Source organism: Mesorhizobium sp. B1-1-8, assembly GCF_006442795.2.
GTDB lineage: Bacteria > Pseudomonadota > Alphaproteobacteria > Rhizobiales > Rhizobiaceae > Mesorhizobium.
This window is the reverse complement of record NZ_CP083957.1, coordinates 460808-477275: the sequence shown is the minus strand read 5'-3', so window position 1 is coordinate 477275 and position 16468 is coordinate 460808. Positions and strand designations below refer to the sequence as shown.

Genomic DNA, 16468 nt, shown 5'->3' with positions numbered 1-16468 from the left:
TATGCCACGATTGCGATCGCTGGCTGGGTCGAGACGCACAGTTTCGATATCGATCTTCTACACGACGCGGCCGCTCAGGCTGCACGACGGGCTCGCCATCGCTCCGGACGAGCCGGGCGTGGGTGTTACCTTCGACTGGCGGAAACTGGCTGGCTTTGAGGGCAAGCACTTCGGCTGAAGCCGAAATCGTAGGGACCAGTGGCGCCTGCATTCGAGCTCCATTATCGCGAATCTGGATCACTGGAGGGTCGGCTGGAGCGCCAATCGAGCGCTCCAGACAGCAAAAGGGCGGTCAATGCAGGACCTGAACGATCGTATGGGTTTCAGGATCGACGACCACGGTCTGGTCCTCGATCACCGTGTAGCGATACTTCACGTTTGGGACTTCGTGGAGCTCGACTGTGTCAGGCACCGCAGACCCGATTTTGAGTTCCACGCCCGGAAGCTTGACCGAAGCCAGCGGCTGCTTGTTCACGTATTGGCGAATGACAGTTTCCTGCTCGGGCTGCAAAACAACGGTGTCGGCAGCTGCGGCGCCGATGCCGGCAAGGAGGATCAGGGCGGCGGCATAACCGGTGAATAGCGACTTCATTGAATTCTCCAAAAAAATCTCTCGCTTCGGATGGTTTGCAGGCAAGGGTGAAATTCACGCCGGGAGGCCACCCTGCCTGCTGAACTGCCGATGAAGGGACGTGCTCGGCAGCGCTGGCACAATGAATTTGTCGGGGGCGAGGTTGCCGCTTGCGGCCGTCTGCGTGCTCCAATCAGAGTTCAGTCTGTAGGCATTCGGACCGGAGCCCAAGCCACGGAACGGTTGCAGCCTCTCCCCGTTGACTCACAGCACTGTGACGCCGGCAAAATGCTGCCGAGCGTACCAATGGCGACAAGGAGGCCAGGTATGGACGATCGACACACCAGCGTTTTGGAGGCTCGGTGGCTCCTTGCGGTGCCTGCCTCCTTGCTGTTGACGGTTCTTGTGGCCGGCTTTCTGCTAACGTAAATAGAGGAGCCGGTTGCTGGACCGTCCCTGACCGTTTTTGTGAAAAAGGCAGGATCAGGCGTCACCTTAGGCCGATGCCAGAACGCCGATTGGCTGGCGCCCCGACCCCGGAATGGTCCGTCGCGACAAGATCAAGATGGGTTTGTGGGTGATCTCGATCTTGAGCCTGGACTGCTCAAACGCAACGCAAACCGGCCGTTGTGCCAGCTGGGAGGACGAGTGAAGTGCTAGCCCTTTGCCTTGCGCCTCACCGCCCCTTTCTTGACCGGCTTCTCCGTCGGCTTTCGACCAAGCCCGATCGATTTGGCTAAGGCGGAACGCGCCGTTGCATAGTTCGGAGCAACCATGGGATAGTCGCGAGGCAATCCCCATTTGGCTCTGTATTCGTCGGGAGTCAGTCCCAACAAACCAAGATAGCGCTTCATCATCTTAAACTTCCGACCGTCTTCAAGGCTGATGATGTAATCCGGCGTAACGGATCGCTTTGGATTCACTGCGGGCACAAGGGGTGGCTGCTCAACCACAGTTGGCCCTTTTATACCTGTCAGAGACGAGTGAATGGAAGCAATCAAATCCGGCAAATTGGCCGCGGGCAGGGGGTTCTTGCTTACATACGCCGACACAATGTCCGCGGTCAGGCTGATTATTTCGATGTTGGTTTCGTCTTGTGCGGGCAATTTTCAAACTCCAGTTGCTACGCCACTTTGGTATTTGGGAATGGCGAGCAGCACAAGTGTCAGGCGGTCAGCTTTCACCTTTCGGCGACACGGGGCTCGAGTGCCGAACCGCTGCTGGCCAGCGCTGCATCCCGCTTATGCGCGCGGCTTGTTCTATTATCCAGCTTCTGACTGTTTTCATCACTGCCTTTCGAGAGCTGGCCTTCTGAGAGAGTATGTTCGCAAGGACTAACAGCGCGCATGGCAAAGGGCTTGAACAAGGGCCCGACGCTTAACGAAGTCGTTGCAAGTGAATACTGGATTGCGACGCAGCCTGCACCCATGGCTGCCAGCTCCAGCCCAATGTTCGAGGCATTCCTCGCAATCCTCTTCTCATATCCGCAATATCGATCTGCAACGCGCCGCCCCCTGCACTGCCAATATTCTTGACGGCCATGCACGAAAGTAGCAGGCGTCAGCAGCTGGGGCCAAGTGCAAATTGCGGCCTTGACTTGCCTGCTCCATTTCGAAGCCAATCGTTTCGTGAGCCGGCCTAAGCCGTTACAGCCCATTCAAGCAGGTTGACAAGCGTGCGCCTGCTCGTGTTCTATTTCGGCAGCGCATATTTTCCCGCGTAATAAAAATCGTGTCCGGCAAGGCCGGGCAAGGGCAGTATGGCCCCGCCGCGTCTCATGGGAACATGGGGTGCGTGTGGGGCTTTTGTTTTTCGAGGTCCGGGTGAAGACGTTCAGGGTCGGCATCCTCTATTCGACCACCGGTCCTTACGGGGCGATCGGCCGCGACTGCCGCGCCGGCGCCGAGCTCGCCATTGAGGAACTTGAGAAAGCCGGCAGCCCTGTCCATATCGAGCCGGTCTTCGGCGATCCTGCCGGGCAGCCAGAGCGCTACCTGGATCTGATCCGTACCATGCTGCGCGACGAGGGCTGCCGCAATGTTATCGGCACCATCACCTCGCTGTCGCGCAAGGACGTCATCCCGCTGGTCGAGAAATATGACGGGCTGCTTTGGTATATTTGCCCCTACGAAGGCTTCGAGGCCAACGAGAACGTCATCTACACCGGGGCCTGTCCCAACCAGCATCTCATGCCGCTGTTCGACTGTATGCTGCCCCGCTATGGCATGCGTGTCTATCTCGCTGGCGCCAACTATGTCTGGGGCTGGGAGATGAACCGGCTGGCGCGCGAGCTTCTGGTGCGCGCCGGCGGCGAGGTGCTTGGTGAGCGCTGCCTGCCGATCGAGGAGACCGATGTCGGCCTGCTGATCGCCGATCTGGAGCGCCACCGCCCCGACTTCATCCTGAATAATATGATCGGCCCCTCAAGCTATGCCTTCCTTGCTGCCGTTCGCCGGCTGGCAGACCGTGATCCCAGCTTCGCGCCGGAACGCTGCCCGGTGCTGAGCTGTGATCTGACGGAATGCGAGCTCGGCGAGATCGAGCCCGGCACAGCCGTCGGCCAACTCTCGGCAGCCTCCTATTTCGAGAGTCTGCCGTCGCGCGAAAATCGCACCTTCAGGCAATGCGTCGCTGCCCGTTTCGGCGCCGGGCGGCGCGTGTCCAGTTTCTTCGCCGGAGCCTATGCCGCCGTGAAGCTTTGCGCCGAGGCCGTGTCGGAGGCCAACCGTGACGACCCCGCCAGCCTGCGCGGGCTCCTCCATGCTCGGCCTCGCCAGACCGTGCTCGGATCCCTCACCATCGACCCGCGAACCAATCATGCCGCCTTACCTTTCCATCTGGGCCGCATCAACGCCCAGTCCGGTTTCGATATCATCGCTTCGCGTGGCGCGATCGTCGCCGACCCTTACCTTGTCGGCACGCTTGCCAGCCAGCAAGCTCCGCATCTGAGGCTCGTGCAATGACGCGCACGCCGAATTTCGTTTCCTGGCGCGCCGCGATCCTGCATCGCGGTGACGACAATATCTCCCGGCTGAAGCGCCAGCTCGAAAGGCTTGGCGTCACTGCGCAGGTGCAGTGGAAACCCCTCGACCTTGCCGCGATGCCGAGCGAGATCGTTCTGGTCGATGCCGACCAGGGATGGGACGATCTGCTGCCATGGGAGGGCGACGATGCCCCCGTGCCGGTGGTTGCGCTGCTGGGTTCCGAAGCGCCGGGCCGCATCGCCTGGGCTCTAGCCAAGGGCGCCGGCGCGATTTTGGCAAAACCCATCGTGGCCTCCTCGGTCTACCCGGGACTCGTGCTCGCAACGCACGCCCATCGCGAGCGCACCGCCGTGAGAGCGCGCATGGCCGGCCTGGAGGAGCGCCTGCGGCTGAGACCGATAGTCTATGACGCGATGCGCAGTATCGTGGCTGCGCAGGGCGGCGATGAGACCAGCGCCTATCGCACACTGTGCCGCCTCGCCATGCAGCGGCGGCTGAGTATCGAGCACGTCGCCGCCTCCATCCTCGCCGGGCACGAGCCTGTGCCCCGGGCAATCTAGGATCTGGCATGCGGGTTGTGCGTGAACTTATTCGTCGTCCCTCCGCCCTGTTCGGGCTGACAGTGGTCGTGATCGTCTTGCTGGCGGCGATCCTGGCGCCATGGGTCGCGCACTTCTCGCCGGACGACCAGCTTGCCGACGGCTTGTCGCTGGAAGGCGCGCCGCTGCCGCCCGGCGCTGACCATCTGTTTGGCACCGATACGCTCGGCCGCGACCTTTTTGCCCGCGTGCTGTTCGGTGCCCGCACGTCCCTGATCATCGGTCTGGTCGCCAACGGCGTTGCCGTCGCGATCGGACTCCTGGTCGGGCTGCTCGCCGGCTATCTTCGCGGCACCGCCGGCAATCTGTTGATGCGCTTCACCGACCTGATGATGGCGTTTCCGGCACTGCTGCTCGCGATCGCGTTGGCGGCGCTGCTGAAGCCCAGCCTGTGGATCGTCGCCATGGTCATCGCCCTGGTGAACTGGGTCCAGGTCGCCCGCATCGTTTACACCGAAACGCGCGGCCTGGTGGAGCGCGACTTCATCCTCGCCGAGCGTTCGCTTGGCGCCGGCAACGGCCGCATCGTCCTTTACCACATCCTGCCGCACCTGATGCCGACCGCGATCGTCTGGGGCACGCTGGGCATAGCCACCACGGTGCTGCTCGAGGCGACATTGTCCTTCCTTGGCATCGGCGTGCAGCCGCCACAGCCCTCCTGGGGCAACATCATCTTTGAAAGCCAGAGCTATTTCCAGGAGGCGCCCTGGCTGGTGTTCATCCCTGGCGCGATCATCCTCGCCACAGCCTTGTCATTCAACCTGATCGGCGATGCCTTGCGTGACATTCTTGACCCGACGCTGCGCGGGAGGCTGTGAGGATGGCCATCTTTCTCGCCCGGCGTCTTGTCCAGGCCGTTCTGATCCTGCTCGGCGTCGCCGCCATTACCTTCCTGCTGCTCTATTGCCTGCCGGCAGATCCGGCCGTCCTGATCGCCGGCCGCTCCGCGACACCACAGATGGTGGCCGCCATTCGCCATGAGCTCGGCCTCGACCAGCCGCTCGTCGTCCAGTTCCTGCATTATGTCGGCGGGCTGCTGCATGGCGACCTCGGTCGCTCCTACACGCAGAAAACGCAGGTCCTGCCGCTGATCCTGGCGCGGCTGCCAGCGACGCTGGTTCTCATGGCCGCCGGCATCGTCGTCGAGGTTGCGCTTGGCCTGACCTTCGGCATCATCGCCGCGGTCTGGCGCGGCGGTTTTGTTGACCGCGCGATCATGATGCTTTCCTTCGTCGGCGTGTCGTCGCCGCAATTCGTCGTCGCGCTGCTGCTCTTATATGTCTTTGCCGCCACGCTCGGCTGGTTCCCCATGTCCGGTTTCGGCACGCCAGGCCATGTCGTGCTGCCGGCGCTCACGCTGGGCGTGCTCGGCGCCGGATGGTACGCGCGCATGGTGCGCTCCGCCATGATCGAGGTGCTGCGACAGGACTATGTGCGCACCGCTCACGCCAAAGGTCTCAGCGGCCGCCGCGTCGTGCTGGGCCACGCGCTGCCCAACGCGCTCTTGCCTATCATTGCTATGGTCGGCATCGACATCGGGCAGTTTATGAGCGGCGTGGTCGTGGTCGAGGCCGTCTATGGCTGGCCCGGCATCGGCCAGCTTGCCTGGCAGGCCATCCAGCAGGTCGACGTGCCCATCATCATGGGTGTCACCCTGGTCTCGGCGCTGGCCATCGTTCTCGGCAACCTGCTCGCCGACTTCATCGCCCCCTTCGTCGACCCCCGCATCCGCAGCCACTAACCAACAAACCAACAGAGGAGTGAACTCATGAGCGACTTCGTCAAAAGAATGGGACTGGCGGCTCTGCTCGCCACCTCGGCCCTGGTGCCCGCCGGCTTGGCCTTCGCTGACACGCCGACCAATGGCGGCGACATCATTGTGACCTACAAGGATGACATCGCCACTCTCGACCCGGCAATCGGCTATGACTGGCAGAATTGGTCGATGATCAACGCGCTGTTCTCCCGTCTGGTCGACTACAAGCCGGGCACGACGGAGCTTGGCCCATCGCTTGCGGACAGTTACGACGTGTCCGACGACGGCAAGATCTACACGTTCAAACTTCACCCCGGCGTCAAGTTCACGAACGGTCGCGAGGTAACGGCGTCGGACGTAAAATGGTCCATCGAGCGCGCCGTCAATCCCAAGACGCAAGGCCCGGGCGCGGGCTTCTTCCACTCGATCGTCGGTGCCGACAAGATGACCGCCGGCACCGCCGGCATGATGGACGGCATCACGGCGGTCGACGACCACACGGTCAAGTTCACCTTGTCACAGCCCGACGCCACGTTCCTCAACGTGCTGGCGCTGAACTTCGCTTCCGTTGTGCCGAAGGAGGCTGTGGAAGCCGCCAATGGCGACTTCGGCAAGCACCCGGTTGGCAGCGGCGCCTTCACGCTGAAGGAATGGACGATTGGTCAGCGCCTTGTCTTCCAGAGGAACCCCGACTACTTCATCAAGGACCGGCCACATATCGATTCCTTCACAGTCGAGCTCGGCCAGGAGCCGCTGATGGCGCTGCTGCGCCTGCAGAAGGGCGAGGTCGACATTGCCGGAGACGGCATACCGCCCGCGAAATACCTGGAGATGAAGAAGTCGCCCGACTATGCGGGGATGATCGTCGACCGCCCGCAGTTGGAGACCAGTTACGTCACCCTCAACACCCAGGTGAAGCCCTTCGACAATGCCAAGGTGCGGCAGGCCGTCAACATGGCTATCAACAAGGACCGCATCGTTCGCATCATCAACGGCCGCGCCACGCCCGCCAGCCAGGTGCTGCCGCCGCTGATGCCGGGCTATGACCAGAACTACAAGGGCTACGCCTACGATCCGCAAAAGGCCAAGGCGCTGCTCGCCGAAGCCGGGCTGAAGGACGGCTTCTCGACCCAGATCTACACCTCCAACACAGACCCGCAGCCGCGCATAACGCAGGCGATCCAGCAGGATCTGGCGGCCGTCGGCGTCAAGGCCGAAATCAAGGCGGTGGCCAATCCCAATGTCATCGCCGCTGGCGGCACGCAGGGGCAGGCGCCGATGGTCTGGTCCGGCGGCCTGGGCTGGATCGCCGACTTCCCGGACCCGTCCGACTTCTATGGCCCGATCCTGGGCTGCGGCAGCGCCGTCGCCGGCGGCTGGAACTGGTCGTGGTACTGCAACAAGGACATCGATGCCCGCGGCCAGGCCGCGGACGCCATGCCGGTGCCGGCCAAGGCCGAGGAGCGCAACAAGGCCTGGGCGCAGATATTCACCGACATCCAGAGCCATGACGGGCCCTGGATTCCGGTTTTCAACGAGCGCCGCGTCGTGGCCAAGTCCAAGCGCATGGGCGGGCCAGACGAGATCTACATCGACCCAACCCGCGTCATCGACTACGAAGCGGTCTATGTGAAATAGCCGCTTAATTTCCCGGCGGCGGGCGCCTGAGCCGCCGTCGGGCGTTCAAACAATGCCGCCGGCGTCTATGGCCAAGGCAGGGGCGGCGGTCGAGGTCCTGGCCAGGAACGAGAAGCAACCATGTGCGTGAAGTGCGACTACACGATCCATCGTACCAGCCATCATTTCGGCTGGAACCGAGATTTCGAGCCGGCGCTCACGGTCAAGCCCGGTTCGACCATCCATTTCGAATGTCTCGATTCCTCGGGCGGGCAGTTAGACGCGAACTCCACGGTCGAGCATGTCAAGACGATCAATTTCGACAAGGTCAACCCGGTGACCGGACCGGTCTATGTCGAGGGGGCGAGCCCGGGCGATGCTTTGAAGCTGACGCTGCGCAGGTTCGAGCCATCGGGTCTCGGCTGGACCGCCAACATTCCCGGCTTCGGCCTGCTCGCCGACCAGTTCAGCGAGCCGGCCCTGCACATGTGGAAGTATGATGCCGCCTCGATGGTGCCGGCGCTCTTTGGCCCCGGCGGGCGGGTGCCGCTGAAGGCCTTCGCCGGGACGATCGGCGTTGCGCTGGCGGAGCCCGGCCTGCATTCGGTGGTGCCGCCGCGTCGCGTCGGCGGCAATCTCGACATTCGAGATGTTGCAGCCGGCACCGTGCTCTACCTGCCGGTCGAGGTCGAAGGGGCGCTGCTTTCGATCGGCGACACCCACGCGGCCCAGGGTGATGGCGAGGTTTGCGGCACAGCCATCGAGAGCCGCATGAATGTCGAGGCGACGATCGAGCTCGTCAAGGAGGCGTGCCTGGAAAGCCCGCGCTTCACGACGCCCGGGCCGGTTAGCCGCCATCTCGACGAGGCCGGCTATGAGGTAACCACCGGCGTCGGACCGGACTTGATGACTGCGGCGCGCGAAAGCGTCATGCGCATGGTTGACCTGCTTGGCGCCGAACATGGTTTGAAGCCCGTGGACGCCTACATGCTGTGCTCGGTCTGTGGCGACCTGCGCATCAGCGAGATCGTCGACATGCCGAACTGGGTCGTCTCGTTCTATTTCCCAAGAATCGTCTTCAGCTGATGTCGGAGGATTCCCGACGGGAGCAAGATGCCGTTCTGACCGTCGAGGATTTGTCGGTAGACGCGCTCACGCCCAAGGGCGCAAGGCGCGTCATCGACGGCATCAGCCTTGCGCTGGCGCCGGGCGAGACGCTCTGCCTTGCCGGAGAGTCGGGCTCGGGCAAGTCGGTGACGGCGCTTTCGATCATGCGCCTGCTGCCGCGCACGTCGCTGCGCATCGCCGGCGGCGACATCAGGCTTGGACGCGCGAGCCTTCCTCGCCTGCCTGAGCGAGCGATGCGCGACGTGCGCGGCGGCGAGATCGCAATGATCTTCCAGGAGCCGATGACTTCGCTCAACCCGGTCCACAGCATCGGCGCGCAGTTGATCGAGGCGATCCGGGTCCATCAGGGCGCGGAAGGCGCCAGTATCGAAAAAAAAGCCCGTGACATGCTGGACGTCGTGCACATCGGCGACCCGGCGCGGCGCATGAAACAGTACCCGCACGAGCTCTCCGGCGGCATGCGCCAGCGCGTCATGATCGCGATGGCGCTGTCGTGCCGGCCGAAGGTGCTTCTGGCCGACGAACCAACGACGGCGCTCGACGTGACCGTGCAGGCGCAAATCCTGAAATTGATGCGCGAGCTGAAGCGAGAATTCGGCACCGCCATCATCCTCATCACCCACGACATGGGCGTCGTGGCTGAGATGGCCGACCGCGTGGCCATCATGCGCGATGGACGCATCGTCGAGAGGGGTTCGGTGCTCGACATCTTCGAGCGGCCGCAGGCAGACTATACGCGCGAGTTGCTCGCGGCCGTGCCGCGCCTCGGCGCATTCGCGGGGACCGACACGCCGCCTCGGGTCACGGCAACCGTTCGGCCACCTGCGCCGAAGGATGCCGCTCCGGTGCTTTCGGTCAGGAATCTCGTCGTCGACTACGGCGCCTCCTCAAGCTTTTTCCGCCGCCTCGCCCCGGCCGCGCCAGCGGTGCAGGATGTCTCCTTCGACATAATGGCGAGCCGCACGCTCGGCCTGGTCGGCGAAAGCGGCTCCGGCAAGTCCACCACCGGCAAGGCTGTGCTGGGCCTTGTCCCTTTCAGTGGCTCGGTGATCATCAGCGGCACATCCGTTCAGGGCCTCTCGGCCAGCGCGATGAGACCGGTGCGCCGCGCCGCGCAGATGATCTTTCAAGATCCTTATGCCTCGCTCGACCCGCGCATGACGGTGGGCGCGGCAATCGCCGAGCCGCTCGTCATCCACGGTATCGGCACCAGGGAGGAGCGGCGCGACCGCGTGGCATCGCTGCTTGGGCGCGTGGGGCTCGCTGCGGATCATGGATCACGTTATCCGCACGAATTTTCAGGCGGCCAACGCCAGCGCATCTGTATCGCCCGGGCGTTGGCGCTCGAACCGAAGCTGCTCGTCGCCGACGAGAGCGTTGCCGCGCTCGACGTGTCGGTGCGGGCGCGCGTGCTCGACCTAATGCTGGAGCTACAGGAGACCCTCGGGATTTCTTATCTTTTCATTTCGCACGACATGGCGGTGGTCGAGCGCATGAGCCATGATGTCGCCGTCATGCGGGCGGGCCGCATCGTTGAGGCCGGCACTCGCCGCGCGGTGCTGACGTCACCGCGCGAGGACTACACACGCGAGCTGATCGCCGCCGTGCCCATACCCGACCCACGCGTGACGACTCCCCACAACCGGGTTGGCCGAGAAAGGTAGGAAACGGACCTTTGCGCTACCGCAGTAAAAGCGCTTTGGCGATGCTCCTATCTGCCGACGGATTCATCCCCTAGGCCTTTCTTCCGCTACCAGCAACACGATGCGCATCGCCTCGTGCTCGGCACCGAGCGGCGGCTGGGCTCATGACGAGAGACGACAGTCGAAGCACGGGGTCGATTGTCGACGTGATCGTGAACAGGCCTCTCATCGAAAAAAACAGGCAACATCACGAAGCAGTGACGGCGGTAACGAAGTCTCGGCCAACCGCGAAGGTTGGTATGAGCGGCAAGCGTTTGCGGCTCGCTGGAATTTCGATGCGACTTAAATCGAGTCAGTCAACCTCCCAAAGGAGCCCACATCATGATAACAAGGCGTACGTTCTCGAGGGCACTCGCCGCTGGAATGGCAGCAACTCTGCTGACCGGCGCTCACAAGGCGCGAGCCCAGACCGGATCCAAAATTCGCAATGTCGTCCTGGTGCATGGCGCATACGCCGATGGTTCATGCTGGTCGGAGGTGATTGGTATTCTTCAGCAAGCCGGCCTCAACGCGACCGCTGTCCAGCATCCTTTGACCACGCTAGAGGCAGGCATCGAGGCAACGCGCCGAGCAATCGCGCTTCAGGATGGACCGACGGTCCTTGTCGGGCACTCCTTTGCCGGCATGATTGTCACCGAGACTGGAATAGATCCAAAGATCTCCTCGCTCGTCTATGTCGCGGCGCGTGCCCCTGACGCCGACGAGGACTACACGGCGCTCGCCAAGAATTTTCCGGCGCCGCCCGCTTCGGCCGGCCTCGTTTGGACAGGAGGCTTTGGCAAGCTCAGCGAAGAGGTTTTCCTGCGCGATTTTGCCGGTGATATTTCTCGCGAGAAGGCACGCATCCTGTATGCCGTCCAGGCACCGATCTCGGACAAGCTTTTCGCCGGGAAGACAACGCAGGCGGCCTGGCGCTCGAAGCCAAGCTGGTACGCCATTTCGACCGAGGATCGTACGATCAACCCGGATCTGGAGCGCTTCATGGCAAAGCGCATGAGCGCAAAGACCATAGAATTGAAGGCAAGCCACTTGTCGCTTATCTCTCATCCGCATCAGATTGCTCATCTGATCCTGGAAGCCGCGGGGAGGCAGAGCGCCTAAGGAAGTTTCGGGGCCTTGGTTGACGTGGCAGCGCGGCCCGTAGTGAACGGCGGAACCGGTGACGGCCGACTTTAACGTGCTTCGCCCACGTTCATCACGTCTGTGCAATTTGGCCGGTTCAGACCGCCGAAAGACCGACTGCCAGTCGTTCCTTGCCAGAGGAACCGCAAAAATGGAGCCGGTAATGCTTCAAAGCGATAGTATCGCAGCGCCACAACTGAATTCCAGGTGGAGAGATACACCCACACGATGTGTGGACGGTACAACCGGGAGGCAGGGGTCCCCACGAGGTGTACAGCGGCGGCCCCAAGGGAATAAGCAATGCGTAATCCGTGTCAGAAAATCGTTCCTTTCGCGTAGTTCTCTGGCTGATCCTTGTAGGTTGCAGAGATCATCCCTGGCGTCCGTGAGATCAATGTCACGCGATTTCGTTCACGACTCCTATCCGGCGATAGATGACTTCGTTCTCGTTGCGCTGAGTTTCATCGACCAGCACAGCCATGCGCGCGTGTGCCCTTGACTTGATGCAGACCGGATCTGTTGCAGCGGCATCACCGACAAGCGCCAAGGCCTGACATCTGCAGCCGCCCCAGTCGATCTCACGCCGCTCGCAGCTTCGGCATGGCTCCTGCATCCATTCCGTGCCTCGAAAGGCATTGAATGCGGTTGACTCGGCCCAGATGTCGGCCAGCGACCTCGCTCCAAAACGTTCGAAGCGAAGCGAAGGAATCGTCTGCGCGGCGTGGCACGGCAGCACAGTACCGTCCGGAGCTACCATGAATGCGTCGCGCGCCCAGCCGCCCATGCATGGCTTGGGATAGGTTGCGAAATAATCCGGCGTGACAAAATCGATGTTCATAATGCCGGTGAGCCTTTCGCGCGCGGCTGTGACGATGTCGGCCTGCCGGTCGATCGCGGCAAGCTCGGGCATCAGCATATCGCGATTGGCCAGCGCCCAGCCGGCATACTGCACGTTGGCGATTTCGAGACGCTCCGCACCCAAGGAGAGGGCCAGGTCGATGAATTCCGGCACTTCCTCGATGTTGTGCCGATGGACCGGCGCATTGATTGTGAGGGGCAGCCCGACCGCGCGGGCGCGGCGTGCCGTCTCCAGCTTCTTTTCATGGCTGCCGCTGTGGTTGCCGATACGGTCGGTGGTCGCCGGACGGGCGCCCTGAAAGCTCAGTTGCAGGTGGTCGAGCCCGGCTTCGGCAAAGGCCTCGATGCGGCTTTCGGCAATGCCGATACCGGCGGTGACGAGGTTGGTGTAAACGCCGCGCGCCGAGAGCCCGGCGATCAATTGCTCCAGGTCTCGGCGCAGCGTCGGTTCGCCGCCGGAAAGATGCACCTGCAGGACGCCGAGATCGGCGGCCTGCGAGAAGAGATCGAGCCAGGTCTGCGTGTCGAGTTCGCGATTGGCCTTCAGCAATTCGAGAGGGTTGGAGCAATAAGGGCACTGCAGGGGGCAGCGATGCGTCAGTTCCGCCAGCATGCCGATCGGAGGGAGAATGGGCTCGCTCATAGCTTCACCAAAAGCTTGTCCGACCATTCCTGCAGGAAGGCGATAACGTCGGCCGCCACGGCCTCGTGATCGGCGTCATAGTCGGCCGCAAGATCGTCGATGATGTGGCCGACGCATGACTGCCCGTCGCAGCGGCGCAAAATGTCGAGGCTGACCTCGTTCGGCCAGAAGACTTTCTCCGGCGAAAGCACGGCGAAGGCCTGCCGCACGGGGTCGTACTGGATGCGCACATGCTTCGGCAGCGACGGCTGCGACCGCAACGACACGATAGCTCTTTCGCGCAGCATCGTCATTAGCCTGGCTGCGGGCGGAAGGCGCCGGGCGGTATGTTTCCCGGCGCGCCATAGGCATGCTGGAGCGCATCGAGCATCGCCCACAGTATGTCGCATTTGAACACCAGCGCATTAATCGCGTTTTGCTGGCGTTCGGCGGTATCGGCATGGGCCAGCACGTAGGCGAGCGCGAATTCGGCGTCGCGTAATGCCTGTTCGGGTCGCCGGCGGAAATAGGCCAGCGTATCCTCCGTGATGTAGTCGTATCTGGCCAGCATCGCCGGCACTCGCTCGCCGATGATGCGCGGTGAGAACATCTCCGTCAGCGAGGATGCGACCGCCTCAAGCAGCGTACGGTTCGTGCAGAAGGACAGGTAGGCGCCGACGGCGAAACGGGTCGCCGGCAGCGCCAGCTTTTCCTTCCTGACCGCTTCGGCATCGAGCCCAAGCGAGGTGGCCAGATGCAGCCAGCGCGCGATGCCGCCGCTGCAGCCGTCCTGGCCGTCGTGGTCCTCGATGCGCTTGCGCCAGGCGGCGCGAAACACTGGATCCTCGGCACGTGCAAGGATCATGGCGTCCTTACGCGGAATAACGGCCTGATAGCAATAGCGGTTCAGCGCCCAGGCCTGCATTTCGGCCTTCGACAGGGCGCCGCCTGTCATTCTGTGATGGTAAGGATGGCGGTTGTGATAGCGCTCATCGCCGACCTGCCGCAGCACGGCCTCGAGCTCGCTCTTCGACAGGCCGCCGCGGACCGCGTCGTGGAAATCGCTCAAAATTCCAGCTCCATCCCATCGCTGGCGACTTCCCAGCCAGCCGCCTTGACCGCCGCGTGTTCGGCGGAATTCTCGTCGAGAACAGGATTGGTGTTATTGATGTGGACGAAGATACGGCGAGCGATCTTCACATCGGCCAAGCCGGCAATTGAACCAGCTTCTCCCGACATTGCGATGTGCCCCATGCGCGCGCCGGTTTTCTGGCCGACGCGGGCAGTGATCATCTCATCGTCCGTATAGACCGTGCCGTCGAACATAAGGCAGGCGGCATTGGCCAAGCGCGTGCGCAGCGCGGCATCGATGCGCGCGCAGCCCGGAACGTAGAAAACGGCGCCGCGGGCGTCGGCTCCGCTGACACGGATGCCGATCGTGTCGCCCGTGTCGGAGCTGAAATCGGCGCCGGGATCGCTCCTTTGCTCCAGATAGAGCGCGATTTTCCCGGGCACAGGAAAGCTGTCAACGACCAGGCCAGTCTCGCGGCCACCCGCATCGCAGATCGCCAGTTCGTCCGTTGACGCCAGAATGCGCCGAGGCACGATCGCTGGATCGAGAATGTTGAAAATCGAATTGGCCTCCAGCGCCGCCAGCACCTGTGGCGTTGCATAGATTGCGAAAGGCTGTCGTTCACGCAGGCTGAGCAGGCCGGCGATATGGTCTATGTCGGCGTTGGTCAGCACCACGGCGCGGATCGGCGTCGAGCGCGGCGGCGCATTGGCCAAGGGCTGGAGTTCAGGCGTTTGCGCAATCTGCTGGCGGATATCGGGCGACGCATTGAAGAGAACCCAGCCTGTCCCCTCAGCCGACGCGGCAATCGATGATTGGGTTCGTGGCTGCACGCCCCTCATCCCGCTGCGAGCCGCGCGGCTCAGACGATAGTTGCAGTTCCATTGCGGAAAGCCGCCTCCCGCCGCCGATCCGATGATCTTCACGAGCATGTCAATGGTCCGAGGCCTAAACCGGCAGGAAATTCACGGCGGCAAACGCTGGCGCGTCCAAGTTTCCAGTTACGGCCGAGCTTATGGCAGGAATTGCATGCCTCCGTTGAAAGGGAGATGCAGATTAGCAGCCTACTTTTTGGGCGGATTTTCTGCGGGCAGGTAGCGGGAGATCTCGAAACCAGCGGCGACCTGAAGCATGGTCGGTTTCTTCCAGGTCTTCTTCATCGCATTCTCCTCTTCTGCCGGCCGAACCGGCCGGTCTCGCCGTTGATGCCATTGCAGTCGATGCAATGACTTTTACGTCACCTGAGGATGGGCACCAGTGGCCTCAGAAAATGACAAAACCAACTTGGACGGTACAACGTTCCTAAGCTTCATTTCGTTCCTCCATCACCTGTCCAGTTTCTCCGCCCGTCCAGCGTGGCGATCACGTAGGTCACCAGCGACTCGGTCTCGTTGATCTCGACAAGAAGAGCGGCACGCTGAGTTGCTGCACCAAACCCAAAAGTGATCGCAAACAGCGCCCGAGCAATTCGCGAGCTCTCGTCAATGTCGCGCCGTCAGAAGAATACCGAGGCGTCCAGAGCCGGCATTAGGATGCTCGCCGCCTGCCATCACAGCGCCGATGGCGGCGATGTGAAGCGCGACCAAGTCAGGCAGAGCGGCCGGTCTGCCTTACGAGGTCGCGACGATAGCTTCAGCGACCAGCATCATTATGGTCAATGGCTGAACGCGGGCCGCTGTCAGAGAAGGTACAGACTTCAACGCCATCGGGCCGCCAGTTAGAATTTCGCGTGAGCGGTCCTGCGGCGGCAGGACCGCTGCAACTCCGTGGTGGCTCTAGGCCGCCTGCAGAGCACGCCGGTTAGCATCGTTCTCGCCGAGAGCGTTGAGTGCCTCGTCGGTGTCGGACTCTTCTTTTAAGGTCTGGCGGAGCAGCGGGAGAGCATCCTTGAGACTGAGCTCTTCGGCCCATGCAATCAGCGTGCCGTAGCGCGCGATTTCGTAATGCTCGACCGCTTGTGCGGCGCCTACCAGACCCGCGTCGAGCGCCGGTTCGTCCTTGTACTCCTCGAGGATTTCCGAGCCCTCCTCGATGATGCCGTCAATAGCCGGGCAGGTCTTGCCCCTGGCCGGCTTCCCGAGCATCTCGAAGACTTGCTCCAGGCGATCCACCTGGCCTTCAGTTTCCTTGAGGTGCTTTTCGAAAGCGGCGCTTACCTTTTCGGACTGTGCTGCTTTCGCCAGCTTTGGCAATGTCTTCAGGATTTTCTTTTCCGCGTAATAGAGGTCTTTGAGTCCGTCCAGGAAGAGGCTTTCCAAGCCGTTCGAGGTCGCGGATGAAGCTTTCTTCGGCATTTTTAGGCTCCTTGCGGTTGCGATCGCGCGCCTGCCGCGCTCTTTCCTAATCCCCACGGGGACCCGAAGTTCCGACAAGATCGTCGTGTTGAAAACAGCGCGTTCGGAAGGGGCTAGCGGCATCGCTCCAAGAATATCGATG

General features: G+C 62.3%; 16 protein-coding genes. 9 read left to right on the top strand and 7 right to left on the bottom strand.

Annotation, left to right across the window (positions count from 1 at the left end; all coding sequences use genetic code 11):
* The first annotated feature begins 1 nt into the window (after nt 1).
* Nucleotides 2-178, top strand: a complete 177-nt coding sequence (locus tag FJ974_RS30040; RefSeq protein ID WP_210240705.1) for a hypothetical protein — start codon at nt 2-4, stop codon at nt 176-178.
* Nucleotides 179-292: 114 nt separating this feature from the next.
* Here FJ974_RS30040 and FJ974_RS30035 read toward each other — a convergent pair whose 3' ends face one another.
* Nucleotides 293-592, bottom strand: a complete 300-nt coding sequence (locus FJ974_RS30035) for a DUF1236 domain-containing protein (protein WP_140533498.1) — start codon at nt 590-592, stop codon at nt 293-295.
* Between the two features lie 635 nt (nt 593-1227).
* Nucleotides 1228-1677, bottom strand: coding sequence for a MucR family transcriptional regulator (locus FJ974_RS30030; RefSeq protein WP_140533497.1), 450 nt, complete (start codon nt 1675-1677; stop codon nt 1228-1230).
* A 717-nt stretch (nt 1678-2394) separates the two neighbouring features.
* Here FJ974_RS30030 and FJ974_RS30025 point away from each other — a divergent pair.
* From FJ974_RS30025 to FJ974_RS29990, 8 genes are all read left to right on the top strand, one after another.
* Nucleotides 2395-3534, top strand: coding sequence for a transporter substrate-binding protein (locus FJ974_RS30025; RefSeq protein ID WP_140533496.1), 1140 nt, complete (start codon nt 2395-2397; stop codon nt 3532-3534).
* On the top strand, nt 3531-4115 hold the full coding sequence (locus FJ974_RS30020; protein WP_140533495.1) for an ANTAR domain-containing response regulator: 585 nt from the start codon (nt 3531-3533) through the stop codon (nt 4113-4115). Before FJ974_RS30025 ends, FJ974_RS30020 begins: the two co-directional genes overlap by 4 nt.
* Before the next feature lie 8 nt (nt 4116-4123).
* Nucleotides 4124-4972: an ABC transporter permease gene (locus FJ974_RS30015; protein WP_140533494.1), complete on the top strand. Its 849-nt coding sequence runs from the start codon at nt 4124-4126 to the stop codon at nt 4970-4972.
* Nucleotides 4973-4974: 2 nt separating this feature from the next.
* Complete coding sequence (locus FJ974_RS30010; protein ID WP_140533493.1) at nt 4975-5895, top strand: ABC transporter permease; 921 nt, start codon at nt 4975-4977, stop codon at nt 5893-5895.
* Nucleotides 5896-5922: 27 nt separating this feature from the next.
* The gene (locus tag FJ974_RS30005; protein ID WP_413468374.1) at nt 5923-7548 is read left to right on the top strand and encodes an ABC transporter substrate-binding protein; all 1626 of its coding nucleotides are present in this window, start codon (nt 5923-5925) and stop codon (nt 7546-7548) included.
* 120 nt (nt 7549-7668) lie between these two features.
* On the top strand, nt 7669-8613 hold the full coding sequence (locus tag FJ974_RS30000; RefSeq protein WP_140533492.1) for an acetamidase/formamidase family protein: 945 nt from the start codon (nt 7669-7671) through the stop codon (nt 8611-8613).
* On the top strand, nt 8613-10319 hold the full coding sequence (locus FJ974_RS29995; RefSeq protein WP_140533491.1) for an ABC transporter ATP-binding protein: 1707 nt from the start codon (nt 8613-8615) through the stop codon (nt 10317-10319). Before FJ974_RS30000 ends, FJ974_RS29995 begins: the two co-directional genes overlap by 1 nt.
* A gap of 357 nt (nt 10320-10676) precedes the next feature.
* On the top strand, nt 10677-11459 hold the full coding sequence (locus FJ974_RS29990; protein WP_140533490.1) for an alpha/beta hydrolase: 783 nt from the start codon (nt 10677-10679) through the stop codon (nt 11457-11459).
* 418 nt (nt 11460-11877) lie between these two features.
* Here the strand turns inward: FJ974_RS29990 and pqqE are convergent, their stop codons facing one another.
* From pqqE to FJ974_RS29965, 5 genes are all read right to left on the bottom strand, one after another.
* The gene (pqqE, locus tag FJ974_RS29985) at nt 11878-12981 is read right to left on the bottom strand and encodes a pyrroloquinoline quinone biosynthesis protein PqqE (RefSeq protein WP_140533489.1); all 1104 of its coding nucleotides are present in this window, start codon (nt 12979-12981) and stop codon (nt 11878-11880) included.
* On the bottom strand, nt 12978-13268 hold the full coding sequence (gene pqqD / locus FJ974_RS29980) for a pyrroloquinoline quinone biosynthesis peptide chaperone PqqD (protein WP_226891689.1): 291 nt from the start codon (nt 13266-13268) through the stop codon (nt 12978-12980). The genes pqqE and pqqD overlap by 4 nt, the downstream gene beginning before the upstream one ends.
* 5 nt (nt 13269-13273) lie before the next feature.
* A complete protein-coding gene (pqqC, locus tag FJ974_RS29975; RefSeq protein ID WP_140533487.1) occupies nt 13274-14029 on the bottom strand; it encodes a pyrroloquinoline-quinone synthase PqqC in 756 nt (251 codons plus the stop codon).
* Nucleotides 14026-14964, bottom strand: coding sequence for a pyrroloquinoline quinone biosynthesis protein PqqB (gene pqqB / locus FJ974_RS29970; protein ID WP_140533486.1), 939 nt, complete (start codon nt 14962-14964; stop codon nt 14026-14028). Before pqqB ends, pqqC begins: the two co-directional genes overlap by 4 nt.
* Before the next feature lie 843 nt (nt 14965-15807).
* Nucleotides 15808-16326 (bottom strand): ferritin-like domain-containing protein, encoded by a 519-nt coding sequence (locus tag FJ974_RS29965; RefSeq protein WP_140533484.1) that lies wholly within the window; start codon nt 16324-16326, stop codon nt 15808-15810.
* Nucleotides 16327-16468 lie beyond the last annotated feature (142 nt).

Bases quoted from the DNA above. Each gene is read 5' to 3' on its own strand.
- FJ974_RS30010 (WP_140533493.1), top strand. From the start codon at position 4,975: ATGGCCATCTTTCTCGCCCGGCGTCTTGTCCAGGCCGTTCTGATCCTG.
- FJ974_RS30015 (WP_140533494.1), top strand. From the start codon at position 4,124: ATGCGGGTTGTGCGTGAACTTATTCGTCGTCCCTCCGCCCTGTTCGGG.
- pqqD (WP_226891689.1), bottom strand. From the start codon at position 13,268: ATGCTGCGCGAAAGAGCTATCGTGTCGTTGCGGTCGCAGCCGTCGCTG.
- FJ974_RS30035 (WP_140533498.1), bottom strand. From the start codon at position 592: ATGAAGTCGCTATTCACCGGTTATGCCGCCGCCCTGATCCTCCTTGCC.
- FJ974_RS30005 (WP_413468374.1), top strand. From the start codon at position 5,923: ATGAGCGACTTCGTCAAAAGAATGGGACTGGCGGCTCTGCTCGCCACC.
- pqqB (WP_140533486.1), bottom strand. From the start codon at position 14,964: ATGCTCGTGAAGATCATCGGATCGGCGGCGGGAGGCGGCTTTCCGCAA.
- FJ974_RS29995 (WP_140533491.1), top strand. From the start codon at position 8,613: ATGTCGGAGGATTCCCGACGGGAGCAAGATGCCGTTCTGACCGTCGAG.
- pqqE (WP_140533489.1), bottom strand. From the start codon at position 12,981: ATGAGCGAGCCCATTCTCCCTCCGATCGGCATGCTGGCGGAACTGACG.
- FJ974_RS30000 (WP_140533492.1), top strand. From the start codon at position 7,669: ATGTGCGTGAAGTGCGACTACACGATCCATCGTACCAGCCATCATTTC.
- FJ974_RS29965 (WP_140533484.1), bottom strand. From the start codon at position 16,326: ATGCCGAAGAAAGCTTCATCCGCGACCTCGAACGGCTTGGAAAGCCTC.
- FJ974_RS30040 (WP_210240705.1), top strand. From the start codon at position 2: ATGCCACGATTGCGATCGCTGGCTGGGTCGAGACGCACAGTTTCGATA.
- FJ974_RS30020 (WP_140533495.1), top strand. From the start codon at position 3,531: ATGACGCGCACGCCGAATTTCGTTTCCTGGCGCGCCGCGATCCTGCAT.